We start from the raw sequence: 26311 nt of genomic DNA on the forward strand, positions 1-26311 counted from the left end.
AAGCAATTCATTCAGCGTGTGATGCCAGCCGTCGCCCCGGCCCAGGCCGGGACGATTGGCCACAAACTCAACGCTCCAGCGCCAATGCCACGCCCATGCCGCCACCGATACAAAGGCTGGCCAGGCCGCGCTTGGCGTCGCGACGCACCATCTCGTGGATCAGCGACACCAGCACGCGCGCGCCGGAGGCGCCGATCGGGTGACCCAGCGCGATGGCGCCGCCGTTGACGTTGATCTTGCTGGTGTCCCAGCCCATCTGCTTGTTGACGGCAATCGCCTGGGCCGCGAAGGCTTCGTTGATTTCCATCAGGTCCAGGTCTTGCGGTGTCCAGCCGGCCTTCTTCAAGGTCAGTTGCGATGCCGGCACCGGGCCCATGCCCATGATGCTGGGGTCCAGGCCAGCCGACGAATACGACTTGATCCGGGCCAGCACCGGCAGGCCCAGTTCGGCCGCCAGCCTGGCCGATGTGACCACCACCGCGGCGGCGCCATCGTTGATGCCCGAGGCGTTGCCGGCGGTGACCGTGCCGGCCTTGTCGAAGGCCGGACGCAGCGTGCCGAGCGATTCGGCAGTCACGCCATGCTTGACGAATTCGTCGGTGTCGAACACCACGGTTTCCTTCTTGCCCTTGATCTCGATGGGGACGATCTCATCCTTGAAGCGGCCGGCCTTTTGCGCGGCCTCGGCCTTGTTCTGGGAAGCGGCGGCGAAGGCGTCCTGCTCTTCGCGCGAGATATCGAATTTCTTGGCGACGTTTTCGGCGGTGATACCCATGTGGTACTGGTTATAGACATCCCACAAGCCGTCGACGATCATGGTGTCGGTCAGCTTGGCGTCGCCCATGCGAAAACCGTCGCGCGAATTATTGAGCACATGCGGCGAGGCGCTCATGTTTTCCTGGCCACCGGCGATGACGATCTGGGCGTCGCCACAGCGAATCGCCTGCGCCGCCAGTTGCACCGCTTTCAGGCCGCTGCCGCAGACCTTGCCGACCACAAAGGCCGGCACCATGTCGGGCAGGCCGGAGCGAATCACTGCCTGGCGCGCCGGATTCTGACCCACGCCTGCCGTCAGCACCTGACCCAGGATGACTTCACTGATGGTCTCGGGCTTGATGCCGGTCTTGGCCAGCAAGGCCTTGATGACCTGCGCGCCGAGGTCGGCCGCGGCAATCTTTGCCAGAGAACCGCCGAACTTGCCAATGGCAGTCCGCTGTGCTGCCACAATGACGACATCATCCATAATTCGCTCCTTTTATTGATTGTCAGGAAGACCACTGCACGGCCATCCATCGGAAACCCGGACGGCCATCTTAGTCCATTTCATGATGAATGGCGATATGGTGGATTTTCGGTATTGGCCTCAGGCGTCGCGCCCTAATGTGATGACGTGGATCACCGCGCGGTACAGCAGGAAGGCGGCGCCATAACCGGCCCGCTTGTACCAGGGCACATGGGCGAAATCGGACAGGTGCACGACATGCGCATGGGCGGTGCCGGCTTCGATCTCCTGGCGCAGGTACTGGGCAAAGGCGGCATCCTGGATCACCACGTTGGCCTCCTGGTTGACGAACAGCGAGAGCCCATCGAAATTGCTCGAGCCGACCGTAGACCAATGGTCGTCCACCACCGCCACCTTGGCGTGCAACTGGGTCTTGGTGTATTCGATGATGCGCACACCGGCGCGCAGGAGCTTGGGATAGAACGAATGGGCTACCGCGTCCTGCATCGCAAACTGCCCTACCCCCAGCAGCAGGGTCACCCGCACGCCACGCTGCGCAGCCTCTTCCAGCGCGCGTCGCATCTTGCGCCCGGGTGCAAAATACGGATTGGCCAGGAAGGCGCTTTCGCGCGCCCGTCCCAGCGCCTGCAGATAGGCGCGCTGGATGGTGCGCCGGTTGCGAAAGTTATCGCGCACCACCAGCGCCGCCTGGGCGCCGTGATGCACCGGAATCGACAGCACGTGGCGCAGCCGCTTGAAGTTTTCCCAGCGCGCCTTGAGCTTCATGTGCCCCACCCGCAACCACTGCGCTTCCATCTCGCGATAGATATCGAGCACCAGGCCGCCGGTGATGCGCACGGCAAAGTCCCAGCGCGGGGCCGGCAACGGAATCGCCTGCCCGCTGTCGGAGATGAAATCGTCATTGATATTGAGGCCCCCCACAAAGGCGACCTGGCGATCCACCACGCACAGCTTGCGGTGACTGCGGGCCACGCCGCGCCGGAACCAGGGATTGAAGGAGCGATGCTGCACGCCGGCGGCGGCAAAGGATTGCTTCAACTGCGCACTATGGGCGCGCCCGGTGCCGGTCCAGTCGGTGATGACATACACCACCACCCCGCGCGCGGCGGCCCGTTGCAGGGCGTCGCGCACCAGCACGCCGGTGTCGTCGATGGCGAAGATATAGGTTTCGAGATAGATCTCGACGCGCGCGGCCTCGATGGCGGCGATCAGCGCAGGATAGTAGGCGGCGCCGCTGTGCAGCAGCGCGACCTCATTGCCATCGGTGAAATTGGGGTGGCGCATGCAGGACTTTTGATTGGACTTGAAAACAGTCGGGATGCGTCGAGACCGGAAAATACACAGTCTACGTCAGGTGCAGCTCACTGATGATCGGTGCGTGATCGGACAGCCGTGCCCAGGGACCTTCGCTGAGCACCTCGGCCTTGTGCACCTTGAAGCCGCGCAGGTAGATCCGGTCCAGTCGCAACCACGGCAGCATAGCCGGGAAGGTGCGCGCGGGACGGATCGGCGTCGACAGCCCACCCAGGCGACGCAGCCCGTTCATCAGCCCCTTGGTGACAGGCTGGTCGAACACTTCCTGCACGCCGATGCGCTGGTAAAGCATCTTGCTCAGCTGGTTGGTCCAGTCATTGAAATCACCGGCGATGATCAGCGGCGCATCGGGCGGCGACGACGACCGCACGGCCTCGATCAGCGCTGCCGTCTGGCGTCGCCGGCCACCGGCGAACAGGCCCAGGTGCACCACGTAGCAATGCACCTCGACGCCATCGACCGGCACCACGCAGTGCAGGATGCCGCGCGACTCGTACGAGTGGTCCGACACGTCCTGGTTGCGGAACGACGAAATGGCGAAGCGCGAAATCAGCGCATTGCCGTGATGCCCGTGATCGTAGACGGCGTTCATGCCGTAGGCCGAATGATGGGTCTCGCCGGCCAGGTATTCGTGCTGGCCCTGCTGCGGCCAGTTGGAGGTGTGACGCAAGGCATTCAGGTCGTGCCGGCCCTGCACCTCCTGCAGGAACAGGATGTCGGCATCGAGCTGGGCCAACGCCTGCTTCAGCGCCAGGATGCGGGGCCGACCGCCGAACGAGGTGACGCCCTTGTGGATGTTGTAAGTCGCAACGCGCAGCTTCATGTGAGCAACCTTTCTTGTGTTCTTGTCCGGCTCGCCACCTGGCCGCGCCACTAACTCCGCATGAAGCTCGGCAATTGCAGGATGGCTTCGGCGTTGGAAGGCGAAAAACAGCGATCCGCTGCTTCACGATAGGGCAACCATTGGTAACGCGTGTGTTCGCGCGGCGCCAGCGTGACCGGTATCTCACGCGGCACCAGCAGCCCGAAGACATGTTCGGTATTGCGTGTCACCCCGGGCGCATAACGATGCCGCCAGACAGGATAGATTTCGTAGACATTGGAAAGTTGCCAGTCGCACAAATTGGCGCCGGGCACGGTCGATCCGTCAGCGTGTCCTGATTCTACGCTGCCGCCGGCAACTGTTATGCCGGTTTCTTCCTGCACTTCGCGTCGGGCAGTCTCTGACAAGTCTTCCTGCAGGGTGTCGCGGGAACCGGTCACCGATTGCCAGAAACCGGCCTTGTCCGTGCGCTCGATCAGCAGCACCTCGTATTGCGCGGTATGGATAACGACTAATACCGATTCGGGGATCTTGTAAGGTTTGGGTTGCATCATCTGCCATCCGGAGTGCGATGACCGGCACTTGTAGCTACGTGCCGGAAAAGACACATTGTATCGGCTGTCGGCGGCAAGCGAGCGGCCACCGGCAGCATGCTGCCGGTGGCGCATATATCGGGATCGCGACTATTGCCTCGGCTTCGGCAGCGACGAACGGCTCCGATGGTGGCTGGCACCCGCAAACGCATGCTGGCCGATGTGCTCGGCGCAGTAGTCCAGCGCCTGGCGCAGCGCGGCGTCGACCGTGCGCAATGAAATGCCGTAGCGCGCCGCTACCTCCTGGCGACTCATCTCGTCGATGCGCAGCGCCACCAGCACGCCTCGGTGGCGACGGGGCAGGCGTAGCAAGGCGCGTTCGAAGGCGGCCAGCTCCGAGCGCGCGGTTGCAATCTTCTCGGGCCCCGGAGCCTGGTCGACAAGACGCTCCAACTCGGATTCAGGCTCGGCCACCGTTTGCCACGGGCGGTCGCAGCGCAAGCGGTCCACGGCCGCATTGCAGGCCATGCGATAGAGGTAGGCTTCAGGGTTCTGGACTGATGCCGGCAATATGTGTGACTCCAGGCGCAGCCAGGTGTCGTGCAAGCATTCGCTGACCATGTCGGCGCAGCCGAGGCGGCGCGCCAGCCGGCGTTTCAGGTGCTCGTAGTTCCCGATCAGGAAGTCCTGCAATTCGGTGCACCGCTGCGCGCCGTGCGCAAACGTCGCGGCTGCTTCGTCCCAAGACGATGTCTCCTGGTCATGCGGGATGTTCAAGTCCATGTCGATCTGCCCAGGGTTTGACTCACGTCGCCGCACGCCGCCGGACCTGCGACGGGTGCCAACAAGGTGCAAGTCCATGTACGGATGCCGGATCGGGCACACCCCGTCCCGAGCCGTAAAACAGGCCCGGGGCGGGCAGTCCCGCCACGTGCTACCTGGCTAGCGGTGCTGCTCCAACCGACGCCGTTCGTCCGCCGTCAACCGACCCAGTTCTGCCGGATTGAATCTGCCACCCAGGCCGACGAATTGCACCGGGTTGCTTGCGTCGTAACGACTGGCGGCAGGGCTGCCGCCGGAAGATGCCGGCGCGGCGTCGCTGCGTTCCATCGATTCATTGCCGAATCCCAGAACCCGCACCGTGAAGACCGACGGCATGGCCTGGCGCGCCGCGGCGCGTTCACGCTGCACCACGTCCTGGGCTGCAACGGTGGCCTGGGCCGCCGCCGCACTGGCGTCGCTCAGGGCGCCGATGTTGACTGCCGCGATGACCGGGAGCCCCTTGCTTTCACCCTTGACCTGGATATTGTCGGCGTTGAGCACCTGCAACGCGGCAATGCTCAGGTTGCCGGCCACCCGCAAGCCTGCGTCGCCGGCATTGACCGTGCCACCCGGTGCGACCAGATCGACGTCGCCGTCACCCACGGTGCCGATGCCGCTGCCGCTCATGTCCGATTTTTCGCGGATCACGGTCACGCCATCAAGGTCGGTGACCACTTCGGGCGCAGAAGGCACACGCACCGTCTTCGCCCCGCGCCCGGCATCGATATTGCCAACCGTAGACCAGATGATCTGGTCGCTGCCTTGCCTAGTCGCCGCCGGTACGAAGGAAAGTATGCGCGACTGGTTGACCGTGACGTCATTCCTGGCAAACACGTTGATGTGACCCGAAGCCAGCGTGACCAGGCCATAGCCGACCGGCACGGTGGCGCCCAATGCCGCGACCTGCAGACCGCCGCCAGGAGTCAGCACGTTGATGTCGCCGCCGACCATGGTGCGCAGCATCAGGCTGTTGGCAGCGACGTCGCCCTTCCAGCCGTTGCCCGGGAACAGCGTGGCAATGGCGGCGTAACCCCGGTTGTAGCCGCCGTTGCGTGGCAGGCCACCCGTGCCGGGTTCGTTCTGGTCGCGCCCTGCTTCGCGCAATTCAAGCAGATAGACCTGGCGCAGGAACTGCTGGCGCGCCAATGCCGGCAGGGCCTGGAACCGCGCCCATGCATCCAGTGGCGTAAGCGTCTCGCCGGTCATGCCTTGCATATACGACACCAGGCCGCGGCGTACGGTCTTTTCCTGTGCGCCGGCGCGCGTCTCTATCTGGTCAACCAGGTACAGAGGCAGCAACGTGCCATCCGCCCCACGCGTCTTGAGGTATTCCGGCATGACGGCAACCCGGGCCGGATCGAGGTAGGCGCTGGCAAAGGCGTCGTAGCCCACCGCACCGTTCAACCCGGCCATGACGGTGATGGCCGCGCCGTTGGTCGGCAGCCCCTTGACCTGGGTATCGGCCATCGGACGATTGTTCTGGTCATAGCGCTGGTTGCCCAGCGTCATGACCTGCAGGTTGTCGGCGTACACGTCCCGTCCGGCGGCCAGCACCAGCGTGCCCGCCCCCTGCATCTCGATGTTGCCCGTCAGCCCTGCAGCTGTCACGTTATCGCGGTCCAGCCGGGTTACCTGCTCTGTCGCCAGGATATCGTTGCCTGCCTCCAGCAGCGTGGTATCGTACGCATGCACGTTGCGGCCCGCCATGCGCACGCCACGGATGTCGGTGCCTGCACGCACCCAGGTCTGCTCGTTGGCCTTCACGTCGAGTCCATAGATCGACCCGCGCGCAGCATAGATGCGACTGGGTTCATGATCGTTCACCAGCGGCAGCACATCGGGATTACTGACGCTGCGCAGATACGGGTCCTTGATTTCGGAGGCGCCCGACCAGTTGATCCGGTTCTCGAGCATGGCCTCCATGTTGATCTGGCTGAACGGTGAACCGGCGCCGGCCGGCATCGTCGGCGAAGGCATCATCGCCGGCGTGGCGTAAGCCATGCTCAGGGTCGCCGCAAAGCGGATATCGCCATTGGCCACCAGCGACACGTCGTTGGTGGTGCCGGGCAGCACGTACAGCGGGCCATCGATGGACAGGCCGCCATTGAGCGCCACCGCCGACAGCCTTGCCGGATAGCGATTACCACCGAAACCGACCAGCGTGTCGTTATCGAAGAAGTTCAGCTTCAGATCGCGGAAGATGAACTGTGTGCGGTTGACGAAGGTGATGTCGCCGCCGGTGGAGACCAGTTTCAACGCACTGCGGTCGGTATAGCCGCTCATGTAGGCGCCGTAGTTGAGCAATTGCCCATCACTGCGCAAGCCTTCGCCATTTCCCACCAACAACGGATCGATCACGCTTTGCAGCACCAGGTTGCCGGCCGTGCGCAGGCTCAGCGTAGCGTCGCCCAGCGCCAGCAATGGCGCCACCGTATAGCTCGACCTGACGAAGTGGCCGGCACTGTCGTCGCGGTCGACGTTGACGCTGTAGCCGACGCCGGTCTCACCGGCGCGGATCTCGCCGGCGCCGCGCGCCACGTAATATTGCCCGCCCAGGATCGCGCCACCCGCCTCGACCTGCAAGGCGCCGCCGTTGCGGGTCTCGACTTGCATCGCCTCGCTGGCCGAGCGCCCGCCGCGCACGCGCATGTTGGTCGGCAATGCGACCAGCAGGTTACGCAGGTCGCCGCCGGCACTGACACTCACGTTGCCGCCGCCCAAGGCGCCCACGCCCTGCTGGAACCTGCCGTAGTCGATCCACCAGCTCGACTGTTCGGCCGGGTGCGTCAGGTAGCCGTAGGTACCATCAGGCCGGATACCCGATTCGCCGTTCTGGTATTCACCGAAATAGCGTTGGGCGTTCAGCGTGCCCTGGCGGTTGAGCCACTCGCTGAAGTGCTGCCCCGAAGGCTGGGCCGCGATGCTGCCCTGCACCGCGATGTCGAGATTGCCGCCTTCCACGCCATAGCTGGCGTTCGGCTTGGCGGTGGTGAAATCGGTCCAGACGGTGGCATCCCGGCGACCGGCGGTATAGATCACCGATTCCTTGTGCGCCAGCGTGAGGTCACGTCCGGCGCGTACCTCGATATCGCCGGCGCCGGTACGCACTAGCTTGCCCACACCATTGTCGGGCGCAGGCAGGTTGCCGTCAGGCGGTGCCGTATTGGCCGTACCGATGACGATCGAACCCTTGCCTGCGGCCAGCGTTGCCAGCGGCTTCATCGCCAGCGTGTAGGCCGAATTGAGGTCGCCGCCGGCGACCAGCCGCAGGTTCCAGGAGGCGCCCTGTTGCAGTACACCGCTACGGCCTGCGACATCGAAACCATCGCTCAAGTGGCTGTTGATGGCCAGGTTGCCACCGGCGCGCAGGCTCAGCGTGCCTTCGCGAGCACCGGCAAAATCAGTGAACAGGTTCCAGTCGCTGTTAAGGCTCAGGTCGCCCTCGCTCCTGATCTCGATGCCGGGCATCACCGCCAGGGTGGTGCCAAGGCGGTTGGCGATAGCACCGGCGGCGTTGCTGAACCGGCCGGCGTGGGCTACCGCATCGGCCTTCACCGAATCGACCGTAGCACCGTCGTAATCCCGCACGTCATAACTGCTGACGCCTTCGAGCACGGCTGAACGTGCGCCACTGACGACCGCGTTCAATGCGGTGACTTCAATGTCGTCGTGCGTGGCGTTCTGGCGGGAGCGCAACCGTACGCGGCCACCCTCATTGCCTGTCACGTCGATACGTCCGCCCGACAGGTTCAACTGTCCGCCGACGGCTTCGAGGGTGACCCGCCCGGTACCGAGTTCACTGGTGGCGCCAGCGAGCAACTGCGCACCGGCGCGCATGGCCACACCGTTGCCGCCGGTGATGCGGATGAGGCCCCCGTAAGGCGAGCGCGCGTCCACCGTGCCGGCGATGTCGATGCTGCCACGGTCGGCCGTGAGGCCGAAGTCTTCCACCGTGGTCAGTCCGGCCAGCACGACGTCACCCTGGCGGATGCGGAACTGCCGGGAGCGGTTGAAGCCGGCGTCGTTGAGTCGCTGGCTGAAGCCGGCGAAGTCGGACAGCATGCCGATGTCGAGCGAGAAACTGCCGGCCTTGCCGCGCATGGCGCCGTCACCGCCGGCTTGCGCGGCAATGGTGCCGTCCAGCACCACGGTGCCGCCGCTGGAGGCCAGCGCCAGCATGCCTGCGTTACCGCCGCCCGGATGCGCCGCCAGGTTCAGGCTGCTGCCCGCGTCCAGCCTGACGTCGCCGCCCACGGCCGACAGGTTGATACGACCTGCATCGGCGTATTCGGCGACGTCGAAGAAGCGCTTGGCGAAGCCGCTCACGTCAATACCTGCACCGTCTGCCACCACCAGATTGCCACCGGTGGCGGCCATGTCGACGCTGCCACCGAGCGCCACGATACGGCTGCCGACGAAGATATCGGCGCCACCAAGATTGAGTCGTGTGCCCAGGCTATCCTGCAGATCGCCGACGGCCGCAGCCGCGCCGGCCGGGGCGACCACACGCAGCGCACCTTGCGACACCACACTTTGCACGGCACCACCACGGCCGGTCAGCAAGGGCGTCTGCAGCGTCAGCGCAGCACCGGACAGCACCTCCCCGGCGCCTTCGCCGACGATCTGTTCACGGCCCGCCAGCGTGACGGCACTGAAACCATCGAAACGCTTCTGACCCACGCCCAGCACCAGGGTCGCGGCGTCCAGCGTGAACCCACCGCCACCGACCGCGCCCGACGCCTGGGCATTCGCACCGCTGTTGGCCAGGGCGATACGTTCACCCCTGATGATCACGTCGCCCGCACCGCGACCGACGAATGCGCCGCCATCGAAAGTGAGCGAGGCCAGGCCCGCCGCCCCCAGGTCGAGCGAGCGGTAGAAATCGAAATCGGAGTAACTGCGCAAGGTCAAGTGGCTGGTATTGGCCAGTTGCGACAGCGCGCCGGCATCGAGCACCATGCCCGCGGTGCCGCCGCCGAACCCGATGCGTCCCGATGCCACCGACAGGTCGGCGCCGATCACCTGGGCGGAACTGGCCAGCTCCGTCGTCCGTGTGGCGTCGATCAGCAACGCCTTGTCGCCATTGACGATAGCACCCGCGCCGATGTTGACCAGGCCGCCCTGCAAGGTGTCCACATTCTGCCGGATCACCCTGACCGTGTCGCTGGTACTCACCCGCACCAGCGCGCCCCAGTCGCGCGACGGTGTGGTCAGTACATCGTCAACGGCATCCTTGGCGTCGATCACACCGTCATTGTTGTCGTCCAGGGTGCCGTCGGGATCGGTGTAGATTGCCGCTACCTTGGGCTTCATCACCAGATTGCCGGCGCTGCGTCCGCCTGCTCCCCGGGCGCTGACCCGGCTGCCGGTCTCGATGGCCACCCGGTCGCTAGCGGCCAGGATGATTTCAGGTCCGACCAGCTCCGAGCCGTCCGCGTTGCGCACCACGATGTCGGTGGCGCTCACATCCAGCTCCAGCCCGAGTGCGTTGCCGGAGCGCTTGCCGCCAATCAGGAGACTGCCGGCGCCGAAGTTCGACAGGCTGGTCGCATCGATGATGAGGTAGCCGTCGGCCTGCAGGCTTGCTGCGTCCTGCCCGGCCCCCACGATCGCGATCTTCTTGCCGGCGATGTCGACCAGCCCGCCACGCCCACCCAGGTCGGGGGCGGATCGCAGCGTACCGTCCAGCGTCAGCCGCTGGCCGGCCTCGAAGACCACGGAGCCACCGTCGCGCGGCAAGCGCGGCGTGACCACGTTGGTGCCGCTCAGGCGATACTGGGTGAGCTTGAAGGCGTCGGACGAGAAGAAGTCGTTGGCGAAGGCTTCGTTGTATTCGCTGTACCGACGCAAGGTGCCACCGGACATCACACGCCAGGTAGAGGCTTGGGCATCCTGGGTACCGGTGAAGACGCTCCCGCCCTTGCCCTGCATGAAGAGGATGCCATCCGGGCCGACCGCGGCCCGCACCAGCGGACCACCCCAGGCCTGGCCGGTCGCCTGCACGGCGAAGGCGCCTGGCAGCAGCGCGTAGCGTGCCGGCAGCAAGTTGTACCAGCCGGCGGCCAGGCCCGGACCACCGGCCAGCCAGACGCGTCGTCCGGCCTCGCCGGCGCTGGCGGGTGCGGCGCCGGCCTGCCCTGGCAGGATGGCGAACATGCCAGGTAGATTGAGCACATCGTGCGAACCGCCCGGACCCGCCACGAACTCCCAGCTATACAGGTCACCGCCACCCTCGATGTTGACGATCGCCTCCTTGGCCAGTCCAACATCGGGAGACTTCAGGCTGATGCGTTTTGCAGGCGGTGCGGACAGCGAACCCGACGACGGATTGTTGATATCCGCAGGCTTGGTCGGATCGTGCCAGTGCTCGTTATTAACCAAGGTGCCATACGGCACGATCACGCCCACGCCCGACACCGAAGTGAGGCTGCCGGCGCCGAGCGAAAGACGTTCACTCGCATCAAGCTCGATCTGGCCGAACGGCGCACGCAATACGCCGTTTTGCGCAATCACGGGGGCGGCCAGGCGCAGCGTACCGCCGGCCGACAGTGGATTGCCGCCGATGGCATCGCCAAGACGCTCGACGCTGATCGAATCGGTAGCGCGAATCACGCCGATCATCGCTGTTGCCGGGTAGATCTGGCCGGCCTTGAGCACCAGTTGTCCATCAACGTCCAGGTTGATCTGCAGGCGCCCTTCAGCCAATTGCTCGGGTAGCGCACCGCCCATGCGGATTTCGCCGGCTTCAAGCACCGTGCGGCCGAAGCCGGTAATACGCACACTGCCTTCGGGCGACACGCCCGGTTCACTGCCGGAAGAAATGTCGATCAACTGGCCGGCCAGCGTCAATTCGCCCCGGGCGTCGGAGACCTCGGCTGCCAGCGACGCCGGTGCCGTACCCTGCATGGCGATCAGGTTGATGTGCGGTGCGCTCAGCGACGACGAACTGTCGGCATGCCCGACGATCTTGCCCTGCAGCGAAATGGAGCGCTCCATGGCAATACGCGCGCTGTCGAGGCGAATCGGACCCAGTGACGAATTGAGCAGCGACAGGTCGGCAAAGCCGCCCTTGGCAAACGACGCCGGACGTACCGTGAGCGTATAGGCCTGACCAGGCTTTTGCATGCCATCACGCAGCAAATCGTTGCCACCGAATAGCGCGTCGCGGAACAGGTCCATCGCTTCCTGCGAGAGTCCGAATTGCGCCGGGTCGAGCGGCGCGGGCGGACCCGGCGCGGCCAACCGGTCCGATATCACCAGCTCCTTTGTATCGATCAGGGCTGCAATCAACGACGACGAAATGATCATCGGGCCGTTGACCACATAGCCGAAGTCCCGAAGCCCCGGCGCCCAGTCATAATCCAACCCCTGGCTCCAATCGCCGCAGACACCGTCGCCGGGCAGGCCATAGCAATCCGGATCGCTCAACATCTGCTTGATTTGATCCAATACCGTGCCACCCTGGGCGGAAGGCGCGAACATGTTCAGCGCAATGCGCCCACCGACGCCACCCGGACCTCCTGCATGGCCTACCATGGTGCTCTCGACCAGCCCCTTCCCCTTGATCTGGATCAGCCCACCGTTACTGTCGAGCGTGATCTTGGGCAACGTCGGCGACGCGCGCCGACCAAACAGCACCGAATCGGGCACGCCATCGATTTCACCCGTGGCACCGGATACATCGATCAGCCCGCCCTTGGCCAGCAGCACTTCACCCGCCTGGATGTCGACCGTGCCACCATCGAGCACTTTGCCGGCCTGGCGGCCGCGCTCGTCGGTGTAGATCAGTGGCACGCCACGCGAGAGCAGTTCGCCGCCGGCCTGCAAGGTGACCTTGCCCCCGGACAGCGCAATGCGTCCGGCCGCTGCATCGAGCCGCCCTGCAATATCGACTGCGCCAAGATTACCACCGGCGTTGATCAACAAGGTGCCACCGGTGTCGGTATGCACCACGGCGCCGGCACCAACCGAAATCATGCCGTTGGCCGTGCCGAGCGAAAGCTGGGCCGGTTTGCGCGTGGCCCGTTGCTCGGGAGACAGCATGCCCAAGGGAGCGGTAGAAGCCAGGCTCACACCGCTGGCCAGGGAGCGCCAGTCAAGCTCGTCAAGCACCAGGCTCGATGCCTGCTGCGACACCTCGATGCCTGCCGGCACGACGATGTCGCCGTTGCCACGCACCGAGACCGAGACCCGACCAAAGCCACGTTCACCATACAGCGTCGGCGGCAGCAGCGTGACGACAGGCTTGCCGGTGACCGGGTCTGGCGCTGCGCTGCCGCCGATCTGTACCGACGAGAACACATCGAGCGCCAGGCTACCGGCAGCGCCTGCAGACCAGGCCCGCAAGTTCAGCGCTGCCAGGTCCAGCTCGGGAGTGACGCCCACCAGCGTGACCGAGCCGGCGTCACCCACGCGCAGCGATGGCCGGGCGTCTTTGCCGATGTCCACGCGCCCCCCGCCCGACACATCGAACACGGCATCCGGATGGGCCGATATCTTCGCCACGTTCACCGTAATGGCGCCGCCGTTGATCGCCCAGCCGCCGCTGGTGACCCCATCGCGCCAGGCATTGATCCACTGGCCGCTGACGTCGAGACCGCCATCGCGGCTGACCTTGAGTGCGCCGTTGGACGACGACAAGCTGATGGCCCCGCCTGCAATGCGAATCTGGCCATTGATGCGGATGTCGTTGGTCGAGCCTTCGGTGCCGGCGACGAACAGCGATGCGCCCGGCGCCAGTTGCAGGTTGGCACCGGCGGCAAGCTCGAAGTCACCGCGAATATTGTTGAGAACGATGGTGCCCATGCCCGAATTGCTCAGCATGTCGTCCGACAGGTAGGTCAGCTTGCGCGAAACGGATTGGCCCGGCAGCACCGGCATGTAAAACTCTTCGGCAAGCTTCGTGGTCGCCGTGAAATCGGCGCCCAGCCGCTTGGGGTCGTGGCTGACGATGATCGTGCCGGGCGACCACGGCCGGCCGTCAGGCGTGTTTTCACCCAGCTCGACGCGCCCCCCGTTGTTGCTCACCGACTTTTGCTGCGGACGGTTGCCGGCCACCGTGCCGCCGAGCATGTCGCCTTCGAGCACCAATGCGTCGCCCGCATAGATCTTCAGGTCGCCGGCCTTGCGCCCTTCGGTGTAGCCAGCTTCCTTCTGGTTCGCGCCAATCAGCGGCGAGCGCCAGGTTTCTGTCACGCCCCAGCGCGCATGCACGTTGCTGAATTCCCCAGCGATGCCGGTGTAGGTCATGTAGGGCGTGGCCTGGTCCATGGTGTAGATGCGACCATCGGCGCCCATGAGCTTGGTCGCGGTGTTGGTGCCGTCGCTATACCGCACCGAGCCACCGGAGACATCAAGTACCGATCCGGCACGGGTGATCACCGCGCCGCCCGCACGCAGGTTGATGCTGCCGGCGGTGGCAGACAGTTCGCTCAGGTCGGTCTTGCCCACGCCAACCCAGCCGGACACGTCGGCCAGTGGCGTGCCGACCCAGGCGCCGGGAATGGTGGTCTTGCCATCGGCGCCGGTCACCCATTGCACACCGGCCATCGGGCCACCGACGAACGTGCCGCTGGCGCGACGGTCGACAATGACCTTCTTGCCCCGCAACCAGGAGTCGAGCAGCAGCGGCGAATCGCGCAGCTCGTTGATGCGCAGGTCAGCCTCGATGAAGTTGCGGGCCATGTCGACCTGCATATCCTGCAGGCCGGCCACGCTCAGGAAAGCTTCGCTGTCGAGATAGATGCGGCTGGCATCGCCCAGGCTCCCGGGCTTGTACCAGGGGAACTGCTTGAACACGGGATTGACCGACGACTCGACATTGATGGTCCCGGCCGGCACCAGCACGCCGGCCTTGCCCTGCACCTCGATCAACTGCCCGTAGAGACTCACCTGGCCGGGCTGATAGCGCGTGGCCAGTGCCGAGGCCTCGATCTCGCTGCGGTCACCGGCGTCGGGCAGCACCTGCACCAGACTGCCCGTGCCCAGCGTCAGCGTGCCGGCGGTCCAGCTGACCAGGTCGTCGACCCCATCGGCGTACATGTGGGTGCCCTGCCCCCAGGCGCGCACCAGGATCGACCCGTTGCGGTTGTTCAGCGCGGTGGTCGCGCCCAGTACCCCGGACTGCCGGATGTTCTGCGCCTGCAGCGTGACGTTGCCGCGGTCGGACTGCACGGTGCCGGTGTTGACGACTTCATAGCCCACCGCCTTGGCGCGTGCCGCCATTTCAGGCATGACCACGTCACGCAGGCTTGTCACAAACTGGATGTCGGCATACACCGGTGACAGGCCGAGCGCGCCGATCACCTGCCCACCAGTGAAGGCCCATCCCGGCACGGCCGAGACGGCCACATCGAGCCCGCGGACCGCGTTGGCGTCCTGGTTTGCGGGTGACTTCAGGTAGACGTTTTCACCGGCGGCGAGGATGACCTGGCCATCGGGCGCCGAGATATGCCCCGCATTGCGTACCTTGGGAGCGAACAGCATGACCTTGCCACCGCTCTCGGCCATCAACCGTGCGCCACCTTCGACCGTCACCTCACCGGGCGCCGCGCCGGGGTCAAAACGGTCCACGCCACCCATGCGGTCAGGCGCACCGCCGACGCCGGCCTGGAAACCGGAAGCGCCGTAGATATTGGGCTTTTCCGAGGTAAACAAGCCGAACTGCGGAATCGGGAAGTCGTTGCCCTGGTTGCTGATCTTTTGTGCGTTGTTGATGCCGAGGTTGAACTGCTTGTCTGACAGCGCCAGGCTGGAAGCGACCAGCGAGCGTGTATTCACCTGGCTGCTGCCGTTGAAGATGATGCCGTTCTTGTTGATCAGGTAGACCGATCCGTCGGCCTTGATCTGCCCGGCGATCTGGCTGGGCCGGCCGCTCGGATCGTTGATGCGGTTCAGCGCAATCCAGCCATTGCTGCCGTCAGCCTGGGCGCCGCCTCTCTGGTTGAATTGCACCGTCGTGTTCTTGCCGACGTTGAAGCTCTCCCAGTTCAGGATGGCCTTTTCGGCAGTCTGCTCGATGGCCACCTGGGTCCGGCCATCGACCGTGCCTTGTGTCGGCTTCTGCGCGCCGATCCACCCTGCGGTAAGGCTGTTGGTATCGACCTTCATACCGCCTTCGGCCAGGCCGTCGGGCACGCCGGAGCCACCGGCCAGCGCCGCCTGGCGTGCCGCTGCCTGCGCGGCGGCCTGTGCGGCAATGGTGCGCGCTGCAAAGTTGAGGTTATTGATGGAGCGCTGGGCCTGCTCACTGGCGCGTTGCTGCGCATCGGTGTTGCCCAGTGTCGATACCAGAGTCCCGTTGGGCAATCTGCCGGTCGCCGCCGCCGTTGCCTGTACCGCCCCCTTGGCCGAGAACCATGCGGGACTGAAGGCCCGCTGTGCGTAGGCGACGCCAGAGACTCCTTCGGCAGCAATCAGGAAGGTGATCGCCCGCGCAATGGGCGCCATGCGAAAACGCCCCTGCTGCACTGCCCGGTTTTCTTGCGCGCTCTTGTGCAGCCTGGCTGCTGCGTGTCCGCGTATGCCCATGTGAAGTCCCAGCCCAATAGTTGAGTCAATGCCAATTCAGATCGGCTATCCGCCTCGCGCCGGACAGCCACGCTCATGGATTTTCCTTTCGCCGGCGTGTTGCCACAGCGATGAAGAAAACTCGATGAGATAAGACGAACCGGGACTCTTGAATCCCTCAACTATTTTTTTGGGGTCGATGCCGACGCTTGCAGCGCGCGCTCATCAACTCCGGCACGGGTACGCGCCGCCATCGCTTCAACTCAGGATCAGCACGCCTCCCGGCAACGCCCTGGCTTCCAGCTGGTAGGCATGTTCAAGCTGCCACAACGCAGTATCGAGCTGCGCGATCTGGAAACGGCCGCTCACCGGCCGGTCGCGCACGGCGTCCCTGGCCAGCACCACACGGCCGGCGCGGTAGCGGTTGATCTCGTCGATGACATCGGCAAGCCTGGCATTTCTGAACACCAGCTCGCCCTTTCGCCAGGCTGCGACATCGAGCGCGTCGACGGTGGCCACGCCGCTGAGCGAATCGGCATCGTAGACAGCCTGCTGCCGGGCTTGCAACTGGCGCTCGCCGGCACGATGTACCACCCGTACGCTACCTTCGAGACATGTCACGCAGACCCGGCCATTGACATACTTCACGTCAAAGCGGCCGCGCTCGGCCACGCTGCGCCCGGCACCGGCGACCACGCTGAACAGCGGCCCCGACCCGGCCAGGTCGATTGCCGTCTGGCCAGCGATCAATTCGAGGCCGACGACTTCGCCGTCAGCCCTTTGCTCTCGCACGCTGGTGCGCGTATTGAGCGTGACCTGGGCGCGACCGGCCTGCGCGATCTGTTGCTGTTGCCCTGGGGCGGTACGGTAATCGGCCTGTATTTCTGCCGCTGACGGCCACAGCCCCAGCGGTGGATACACCACCGCAACAGCTGCCACGGCAGCGGCTGTCGCCGCCACGCCCAGGAAAGCCCGTCGCGACAATGGCGCGCCGTGCAGCGTGCGCGAGTGGGCCGCCGCTATCCGCGGATCGGTGCGCAGCAACTCGCCCGCCGCCGGCTTCATGACACGCCACAGTCGCCTGGCTTCACTGAATGCAGCCTTGTGCTCGGGGCTGGTGAGCAGCCAGCGCTGGAAGCCCTGGGCGTCCCACGGCTTGACTTCGCCGGTGTCGAGCAGGCGCACCCATGCGCGGGCTTCTTCCTGAAGCGCTTCATCCGAGATGGGGCGTGGATCGGCCGGCGTTCTCATGGCGTCAGACAATCGGCCATGGTGCCGCCAGACAGGTACCAGCCACTGCCCGCAAGTAATGTTGAAATCGATTCTTCACAAGATAAGACGAATGGCAGCACCAAATCCCTCAACTATTTTTGTCTTTTCAAACTGCGCGCGCAGAAATCGTGCCCGCGCTTGAGCTCATTCTCGACCGTGCGCACCGATACCCCCAGGCGCTCGGCCACTTCGGCCTGCGGCAAACCCTCCCAGCGTACCAGCAACATGATCTGCCGGCGACGCTGCGGCAGTCGCTCCATGGCGCGGCGCAGGGCATCCAGTTCAGAGCGGTCTTCTGCGACCTGGGCCGGGCCCGGTGCCGGGTCGGCCAGCTCGACCAACAGGTCGACCTCGTCCGACGACAGGGTGCGACCTTGCCTGCGTTGCATGTCCACCGCAATATTGACCGCCATGCGCAGCAGATAAGCGGTCGGACTGAGGATCGCTTCGCGCTCTTCCTGGCGCTGCAGCCGCAGATAGGTGTCATGCAACGCATCGCCTGCCAGGTCGTCGTTGCCGAGCACGCGCACCAGGCTGCGCTTGAGATGGGCGTAGCGCTTGGCCAGATGAGTAAGCAATGCAGGTTGGACGTCGTCCGGCATCTAGCTGGCTCCTGCGTGGCAACGCGCAAGGCCGGACTGGGCACCGGGCGCGATCAACATGGTCAGCGGCTGGCGCAACATGTCCGCAGGCGGCGGACCCACCTGTACTGTGCGCAGGGTTTTCATCACGGAGATGTCGCGCCGGGGGTCGCCAGTGGAGCCGAGCAGGCGCACCTTGTGTATCCGTCCGCTTGCATCCAGTTCGAAGCGCAACAGGGCGCGATAGGCGCCCGGGCCGACGCCGGGATCGCTGCACAGCGCTTCCCAGATGCGCCGTTGCAGCAAGCCCGGAAAATGCAGGTCGCCGACCAGCCCGTCGATGCCGGCATACGGGGCCGGGTCGCGCGTCGACGGGTCGACCCGGGCGAGGACGATGGCGCCGGCCGGGCCGCCTTCTTCCTGGCGCACGACCAGCCCGGTACCCTGGAGCAACAGGCCAAGCGCCATTTCCGGCGAGTAGCGGCCCTGCACGGCGGACGACGTTCGTTCAGTCACGAGTTCACTGGGGAAAAGAACCGGCCGACCGGAAATCGAGGCATACCGGTCGAGCGCAGCGGCAAGGGGTTGCACAGCAATATCGAAATCGAACTGCAAGGTGGCCTGTGTCACCGGCAACGGCGAACCGGGTCGCTCTGCACGTGCCGGCCCGGCTGCGGCCAGGAAGCCCAGGCAAGTCAGGCATCCTGCCAGCGCAAGCACACTGACCGATGCAGGATTGCCTGTCATTCTCTATGTTGTGATCGTCAATTTGTGAGCACGGCATGCGGCGCAGACCGCCGGCACCTGACCACGACAATAACCGCCGGGCGTTACATGTTCATGACAGGACGCGAACCACCGCGTTGCGAAACGCCAATGAAAAAGCGCGTGCCATCGCTGGCACGCGCTTTCTGTCAGTCTCGCAGGTCACTGTGCCCGGGACGGGCACAGTACCGGTCAGGCCTTCACGACCGGTTCCGGATTGCGCAGGCGGATGTGCAATTCGCGCAGTTGCTTCTCGTCGACCGCCGACGGCGCTTGTGTCAGCAGACACTGGGCGCGCTGGGTCTTGGGGAAGGCGATCACGTCGCGAATCGACTCGGCGCCGGCCATCATGGTCACCAGACGATCCAGGCCGAAGGCGATGCCGCCGTGCGGCGGCGCGCCGTATTGCAGCGCGTCGAGCAGGAAGCCGAACTTCAGGCGTGCTTCTTCGTCGTCGATCTTCAGTGCGCGGAACACCTTGCTCTGGACCTCGGCACGGTGGATACGGACCGAACCGCCACCCAGTTCCCAGCCGTTCAGCACCAGGTCATAGGCCTTGGCGATGGCAGCGGCCGGATTGGTCGAGATGAAGTCTTCGTGGCCATCCTTGGGCGAGGTGAACGGGTGATGCAACGCGACCCAGCGCTGGTTGTCTTCGTCGTACTCGAACATCGGGAAGTCGACCACCCACAGCGGACGCCATTCTTCGGTGAACAGGCCGTTCTTCTTGCCGAAGTCGCTATGACCAATCTTCACGCGCAGCGCGCCGATGGCGTCGTTGACGACCTTGGCCTTGTCGGCGCCGAAGAAGATCAGGTCGCCGTCTTGCGCACCGGTGCGCTCGATGATCGAGGCCAGCGCGGCGTCATGCAGGTTCTTGACGATCGGCGACTGCAGGCCGTCGCGACCCTTGGCCTTTTCGTTGACCTTGATGTAGGCCAGGCCCTTGGCGCCGTAGATGGCGACGAACTGGGTGTAGGCGTCGATTTCCGAACGCGGCATTTCGGCGCCGCCCGGCACGCGCAGGCCGACCACGCGGCCGCCTTCGCTGTTGGCCGCGCCCGAGAAGACCTTGAAATCGACATCCTTCATGACGTCGGTCAGTTCGGTGAATTCCAGATTGACGCGCATGTCCGGCTTGTCCGAACCATACATGCCCATGGCGGTGGCGAAGTCCATCACCGGGAAAGGATTCGGCAGATCGATGTCGAGCGTGTTCTTGAACACCAGGCGGATCATGCCTTCGAACAGATCGCGGATTTCCTGTTCGTTCATGAACGAGGTTTCGCAGTCGATCTGGGTGAATTCAGGCTGGCGATCGGCGCGCAGGTCTTCGTCGCGGAAGCACTTGGTGATCTGGTAGTAGCGGTCGAAGTTGGCCACCATCAGCAACTGCTTGAACAGCTGCGGCGACTGCGGCAGCGCGAAGAATTCACCGGCGTTCACACGCGACGGCACCAGGTAGTCGCGCGCGCCTTCCGGGGTCGACTTGGTCAGCATCGGCGTTTCGATGTCGATGAAGCCCTGGCCATCCAGGAACTTGCGCACTTCCATTGCCACGCGATAGCGCAGGCGCAGGTTGTTCTGCATCTGCGGACGACGCAGGTCGAGCACGCGATGGGTCAGGCGGGTGGTCTCGGACAGGCTGTCGTCGTCCAGCTGGAACGGTGGCGTCACCGACGGGTTCAACACTTCCAGCTCGTGGCACAGGACTTCGATCTTGCCCGAGTTGAGGTTGGCGTTGGTGGTGCCGTCGGGACGGTTGCGCACCACGCCGGTGATACGCAGGCAGAATTCGTTGCGAACCGCTTCGGCGTTCTTGAACACTTCGGCGCGGTCCGGATCGCAGACCACCTGCACCAGGCCTTCGCGGTCGCGCAGGTCGATGAAGATGACGCCGCCGTGGTCACGACGACGGTGTACCCAGCCGCACAGGCTGACGGTTTGGCCAAGCAGTGCCTCGGTGGTGAGGCCGCAATATTGAGTACGCAGGGACATGGTTCTAAATTCCGTTGTCAGTTCTTGTTGGATTCGATGGGATGGAGGCGAAGGCGGGGCTGGCCGGCACCGGTTGGGGCGGCCGCCCCTTCAATTGTGCGGCGCCGCCGGCGCGGTGATGATTTTCTTGTCGGTCTGCGCTTCAGGTGCCACAACCCCCATCGAGACGATGTACTTCAGCGCCTCGTCGACCGACATGTCGAGTTCGATCGAATCGGCCTTGGGCAACATCAGGAAAAAGCCCGAAGTCGGATTGGGCGTGGTGGGAACATACACGCTGATGTAGTCGCCCTGCAGGTGATTGCGCACCTCGCCACCCGGCACGCCGGTCAGGAAGGCGATGGTCCACGAACCCTGGCGCGGATACTGGATCAGCACCGCCTTGCGAAACGCATTGCCGGACGACGAGAACAGCGTATCGGAAACCTGCTTGACGCTGGAATAGATCGACTTGACCACCGGTATGCGGGTCAGGATGCCTTCCCACAGCGAGACGATCTGGCGGCCGATGAAATTGCGTGCCGCCAGGCCGGTCAGGAAGATGACCAGCAGCGTCAGGATGGTGCCCAGGCCCGGGATATGAAAGCCCACGATGGCTTCCGGACGCCAGCTTTCAGGCAGCAGCAGCAGCGACTGGTCCATGGTGCCGATGATCAGGTTGAGCACCCAGACGGTAATGGCCAGGGGGACCAGGATCAGCAGACCGGTGATGAAGTATTTGCGCATGGTGGGGTGGCGTGCCTTAGCTGGCGCTGGAAGAAGACGGCGCAGACGGCGCCGGTGCAGCCGCAGCAGGGGCTGCGGCAGGCGCGGCCGCCGGCGCTGCTGCCGGGCTTGCCGCTGCAGTATCGCCACTCTTGGCAGGTTCGCTCGACGCCAGGCCGGTGCCGGTGGCGCCGGTGCTGTTGGCGGTTCCGCTGCCGTTGCCACGGAAATCGGTCACATACCAGCCCGCGCCCTTGAGCTGGAAGCCGGCTGCAGTGAGCTGTTTCCTGAAGCTGTCCTGGTTGCAGGACGGGCAAACGGTCAACGCATCGTCGGACATCTTTTGCAAGACATCCTTGGCAAAACCACACGCTTCGCAGCGATACGCATAAATCGGCATGAATTACTCCGCAAAAAACTTCCAAAACCCTGAATTATAAAGGGTTTTGATGCGGATGGGGCCGGCTGCGGCCATGCAGCAACTGCCGGCGTTGCCGGGTGGCCACCATGCTGTCCGGCCGTTCAATGCCCCGCCTCACGGCCTTTGCAACATGACAACAACGCCGCAGGGGTGAAAACCGCTCACCCGGGTGAGCTCCTGGACTCGGAAGAACGGGTATTTTCCAGTGTGGTGAGAAATTCACGGCACCACCAGTGCACATCGAACTCCCGCACATTCTTCATCAGCGACGCATGCCGCTCGCGGCGCTCCTGCAACGACATCTGCAACGCCTGCTGAATCACCTGGGCGGTGCCGTGGGTGTCATACGGATTGATGATGAGGGCGTCCTTCATCTGCTCGGCGGCGCCTGCAAAGCGCGACAGCACCAGCACGCCGGGGTCGTCCTCATCCTGGGCGGCGACGAATTCCTTGGCGACCAGGTTCATGCCATCGCGCAGCGGCGTCACCAGCGCCACGGCACAGGCCCGATACAGTCCGGGCAGGCGCTTGCGGGCGACCGTGCGGTGGATGTAGCGAATCGGCATCCAGTCGAAATCGCCGAAGTCGCCATTGATCGAACCGCACAGGCTCTCCAGCTCGCGCTGGATGTCGCCATAGGCTTCCACGTCTTCACGACTGGGCGAGGCGATCTGCAGCAGCGTGGCGCTGTGCCGGTTCTCGGGGTAGGCCAGCAGCAATTCACGGAATGCCCGGATACGCTGCGGCAAGCCCTTGGAGTAATCGAGCCGGTCGACCCCGATCAGCAACCGTCGGCGTGAATACTCGGCCTTGGTACTTTCGTAGGTGTCGCGCGCCTCCCGGGCGCGACCCAGCTTCTGGAAGTCGGCGACGTCGATGCCGATCGGGAAGGCCCCCGCATGCACCGTGCTGTTGAAGGCGCGATACTGGTTGGCGCCCACCGGTTCGGCGGTCGCTTCGGCCTGCACGTACTGCGAGAAGTGCTGCAGGTCGGTATGGTTCTGGAAACCCACCAGGTCATACGCAAACAGCGCGCGCATCAACCATTCGTGCGACGGGATCGCCGCCAGGATCGGCGGCGGCGGCAACGGGATATGCAGGAAGAAGCCGATCCGCGCCTCGCAGCCCATCGCCCGCAATTCGGCAGCCAGCGGGATCAGGTGATAGTCGTGGATCCAGATGACATCGTCCGGTCGCAGCAGCGGGAACAACTTGCGGGCAAACAGTTGATTCACGCGCCGGTAGCCGCCCAGGTGGCCCGACTCGAAATGCGCCAGGTCGAGCCGATAGTGAAATACCGGCCACAGCACGCCATTGGCGTAGCCACGATAATAGGCGTCATGGTCTTCCTGGCCCAGGTCCAGTTCGGCCAGCGTGACGCTGCCGGCCTGCGTGACCCGCAACTCGCCTTCGCCCGGGGTGCCGTTCTCGACCACCTTGCCGCTCCAGCCGAACCACAGCCCGCCGGTGCGCTTGAGCGCCTCGCCCAGCGCCACCGCCAGACCACCGGCGGCAGCCTTGCGGGGGTCGGCCAGACGATTTGATACCACCACCAGTCTACCCATCAGATTACCGCCTCCCACGATGCCGACAGCCGCATCGCACAATTGATGATGCCCACCATCGAGTAGGTCTGCGGGAAGTTGCCCCACATCTGTTTGGTGACCGGATGGGTGTCCTCGGACAACAGGCCGAGATGATTGCGCGCATCCAGCATGGCCTGGAAGATCTCGCGCGCCTGCTCCTTGCGGCCGATGCGCGCCAGCGCATCGATGCGCCAGAAGGTGCAGATGTTGAATGCGGTCTCAGGTCGGCCGAAGTCGTCCGGCGCCTCATAGCGACGCATGTAGGGGCCGTCGCAGAGCGACTTTTCGAGCGCATCGACGGTAGCGATGAAGCGCTTGTCGGTCGGCGCGATCAGGCCCACCTCAACCATCAGCAATACGCTGGCATCGAGGTCGCGACCGCCGAAGCTCTCGGCATAGGCCTGACGATCTTCGTTCCAGGCTTCGGTGAGGATACGGTCGCCGATCTCGGTGGCGCGCTCGCGCCAGTGCGCTGCGCGCTCGGGCAGGTCGAGCCGGGCCGCGATCTTGGCCAGCCGATCGCAGGCGGCCCAGCTCATCAGCGCCGACGAGGTGTGGATGCGCGAACGGGTGCGCAGCTCCCACATGCCGGCGTCGGGCTGGTTATAGACCTCGTAGGCGCGCTCGCCCACCGCTTCGAGATGGTGGAAATGCTCGGCGCCGGCCCGGTGCAGCAGCCGCTTGTCGTGGAAAGCCTGGGCCGCACCCAGCACGATGTTGCCGTACACGTCATGCTGGAAATGTTCGTAGGCCTGGTTGCCCACCCGTACCGGACCGTAATTCTGGTAGCCCGGCAGATGCTCGAGGATCTGTTCCGGCAAGCCTTCTTCCAGGCCGATGCCGTACAGCGGCTGGATGTGACCACCGGCGGAACGCACCACCACATTGGTCATCCAGCGCAGATAGTCTTCCATGGTGCCCAGCTCGGACAGGCTATTGAGCGCGCGCACCACGAAGAAGGCGTCGCGCAGCCAGCAGTAGCGGTAGTCCCAGTTGCGCTGGCTGTGCGGCGCCTCCGGCACGCTGGTGGTCATGGCGGCGATGATGGCGCCGGTATCTTCGAACACCGACAGCTTGAGCGTGATGGCGGCGCGAATCACGGCGTCCTGCCACTCCAGCGGCGTGGCCAGCGCCCGGCTCCAGCCGCGCCAGTAGGCCAGCGTCTCTTGCTCGAAATCGCGCGCGGTATCGTTGATGCCGCCGTGCAGGGTTTCATCCGGACCGAGGATGAAGTTATAGGGCCGGCTGACCACGAACGCCGTTTCGCCGACGATATAGCTGATGGGGGCATCGGTATTGAGGCGCAGCGTCTGTTCGCCACCGACGAAGCGGATATGGTTGCTGCCGCGCGTCTCCAGCGGCACCTCGCGGCCCCAGTCGAAGCGGGGACGCAGTATCACCCGCATGCGCGGCGCGCCCGACAGCGGATGCACCCGCCGCACCAGTTGCAGCGGCCGGAAATAGCGACCACGGCTGTAGAAGCGCGGCGCCAGGTCGGTGATCTCGATGCCCTGACCCAGGGTGTCATAGAGGCGGGTTCGCAATACGGCGGTATTGGGTTCGTACCACTGCTCGCTGTGGGAAAAGTTTTCCAGTTGGAAGCCCCACTGGCTGCCGTTGTCGCTGGGGTCCAGCAAGGCGTTGAAGACCGGGTCGCCATCGAATCGCGGCAGGCAGCACCAGACGATGCGCCCCATCTTGTCGACCAGCGCCGAGAAGGCGCAATTGCCGATCACGCCCAGCTCCAGCGACGAAGTCGACGGAATCTCGTGCGCCTCGGCGGCGATGTGCGGTTGTTCGGATTGCTGCGACTGGGAGTGCGGCGATGGCTGGGGTTCTTTCTGCGGATCGATTGCAGGCTGGCTCATGGTTCCCTCGTGTTCTGTGGTCAGATTTCTTGATGGATTTGCCGGGTGATGCAACAACGTCTGGCAGTGGTGCGCGTCAACCGGTCAGCGGCACCTGCTGGCTGGCCGCAGCTTGCACGGCGTCACGCAGCAATTGCAGGACCGCCGCCGGATCGGCCAGCCGCTGCAGCGCCTGCGAAGCACCGGCGCCGACCTTGATGCCGAGTCCGCTCCGGTCACCGCTCTGCGCCAGGGCAAAGCCGGCTTCATCGGTGACATCGTCGCCGATGAAGACCGGTCGGCGACCGCGAAACGGCGCCTCCTTCAGGAAGGCGGCCAGGGCGTCGCCCTTGTTGATGTGCGGCTTGGCCTCGACCACCATCTTTCCGCGCAACAGCGTAAAGCCGGCTTCATGCTGCAGGGCTTCGGACATGCCTTCGGTACAGTGCTGCTCCAGGTGCGGGGCATTGCGGTAATGCAAGGCCAGGGCGCCGCGCTTGATCTCAAGCTGCAAGCCCGGATTGGCCGTCACCAGCGGCAGCAGCCGCTCGCGCAGATGATGCACGTCCGGCACCGGCAACTCGATGATATTGCCCTCGGCAGTACGACGTTCAGCGCCATGTACGCCTGCCATGGGCAGGCGCAACGGCGCAAGGAAGAAGTCCAGTTGCTCCAGCGGCCTGCCGCTGACGATGGCCAGGGCACCGTCGGAGTAATGGTGAAGTTGCTGCAACAGCGTGATCAGGTCCGGCGGCACCACGATGTCTTCGGGTTGTGGCGCGAGTTCGACCAAAGTGCCATCGAAGTCCAGGAATAACGCATCAGCAGCAAAATCGTAATGGCGCGTTTGCTCAGTCATGGTCTGTCAGGTTGATGAAAAGCAAATAAGTTCC

15 protein-coding genes are annotated in these 26311 nt (G+C 64.6%); all 15 read right to left on the reverse strand.

Translation table 11 applies throughout. The features are described 5' to 3' along the window. Nucleotides 1–67: 67 nt before the first annotated feature. Nucleotides 68–1243 carry an acetyl-CoA C-acetyltransferase gene (locus LBW87_RS10425; RefSeq protein ID WP_225201373.1) on the reverse strand — a complete coding sequence of 392 codons (1176 nt, stop codon included), beginning with the start codon at nt 1241–1243 and terminating at the stop codon, nt 68–70. Between the two features lie 120 nt (nt 1244–1363). Beyond that, complete coding sequence (gene clsB, locus LBW87_RS10430) at nt 1364–2527, reverse strand: cardiolipin synthase ClsB (protein WP_225201374.1); 1164 nt, start codon at nt 2525–2527, stop codon at nt 1364–1366. 61 nt (nt 2528–2588) lie between these two features. Next, a complete protein-coding gene (locus tag LBW87_RS10435) occupies nt 2589–3380 on the reverse strand; it encodes an endonuclease/exonuclease/phosphatase family protein (RefSeq protein ID WP_225201375.1) in 792 nt (263 codons plus the stop codon). A gap of 50 nt (nt 3381–3430) precedes the next feature. Next, nucleotides 3431–3934, reverse strand: coding sequence for a dihydroneopterin triphosphate diphosphatase (nudB, locus tag LBW87_RS10440; protein WP_225201376.1), 504 nt, complete (start codon nt 3932–3934; stop codon nt 3431–3433). Between the two features lie 129 nt (nt 3935–4063). Beyond that, nucleotides 4064–4696, reverse strand: a complete 633-nt coding sequence (locus LBW87_RS10445) for an RNA polymerase sigma factor (protein ID WP_225201377.1) — start codon at nt 4694–4696, stop codon at nt 4064–4066. Nucleotides 4697–4855: 159 nt separating this feature from the next. Beyond that, a complete protein-coding gene (locus LBW87_RS10450) occupies nt 4856–16264 on the reverse strand; it encodes a filamentous hemagglutinin family protein (protein WP_225201378.1) in 11409 nt (3802 codons plus the stop codon). A 237-nt stretch (nt 16265–16501) separates the two neighbouring features. Beyond that, a complete protein-coding gene (locus LBW87_RS10455; RefSeq protein ID WP_225201379.1) occupies nt 16502–17494 on the reverse strand; it encodes a FecR family protein in 993 nt (330 codons plus the stop codon). A 113-nt stretch (nt 17495–17607) separates the two neighbouring features. Further along, nucleotides 17608–18117, reverse strand: a complete 510-nt coding sequence (locus LBW87_RS10460) for an RNA polymerase sigma factor (RefSeq protein ID WP_225201380.1) — start codon at nt 18115–18117, stop codon at nt 17608–17610. Continuing rightward, nucleotides 18118–18843: an energy transducer TonB gene (locus tag LBW87_RS10465; protein WP_225201381.1), complete on the reverse strand. Its 726-nt coding sequence runs from the start codon at nt 18841–18843 to the stop codon at nt 18118–18120. Between the two features lie 210 nt (nt 18844–19053). After that, nucleotides 19054–20859 carry an aspartate--tRNA ligase gene (gene aspS / locus LBW87_RS10470; RefSeq protein ID WP_225201382.1) on the reverse strand — a complete coding sequence of 602 codons (1806 nt, stop codon included), beginning with the start codon at nt 20857–20859 and terminating at the stop codon, nt 19054–19056. 90 nt (nt 20860–20949) lie between these two features. Next, nucleotides 20950–21585 carry a DUF502 domain-containing protein gene (locus LBW87_RS10475; RefSeq protein WP_225201383.1) on the reverse strand — a complete coding sequence of 212 codons (636 nt, stop codon included), beginning with the start codon at nt 21583–21585 and terminating at the stop codon, nt 20950–20952. 16 nt (nt 21586–21601) lie between these two features. Continuing rightward, on the reverse strand, nt 21602–21964 hold the full coding sequence (locus LBW87_RS10480) for an FmdB family zinc ribbon protein (RefSeq protein WP_225201384.1): 363 nt from the start codon (nt 21962–21964) through the stop codon (nt 21602–21604). 182 nt (nt 21965–22146) lie between these two features. Then, the gene (otsA, locus tag LBW87_RS10485) at nt 22147–23550 is read right to left on the reverse strand and encodes an alpha,alpha-trehalose-phosphate synthase (UDP-forming) (protein ID WP_225201385.1); all 1404 of its coding nucleotides are present in this window, start codon (nt 23548–23550) and stop codon (nt 22147–22149) included. After that, the gene (locus tag LBW87_RS10490) at nt 23550–25439 is read right to left on the reverse strand and encodes a glycoside hydrolase family 15 protein (protein WP_225201386.1); all 1890 of its coding nucleotides are present in this window, start codon (nt 25437–25439) and stop codon (nt 23550–23552) included. Before LBW87_RS10490 ends, otsA begins: the two co-directional genes overlap by 1 nt. 76 nt (nt 25440–25515) lie before the next feature. Next, entirely contained in the window at nt 25516–26277 is a 762-nt protein-coding gene (gene otsB / locus LBW87_RS10495) for a trehalose-phosphatase (RefSeq protein WP_225201387.1), read from the reverse strand. Between the last annotated feature and the right edge of the window lie 34 nt (nt 26278–26311).

This window comes from Herbaspirillum sp. alder98 (assembly GCF_020179755.1).
Classification (GTDB): Bacteria; Pseudomonadota; Gammaproteobacteria; order Burkholderiales; family Burkholderiaceae_D; genus Herbaspirillum.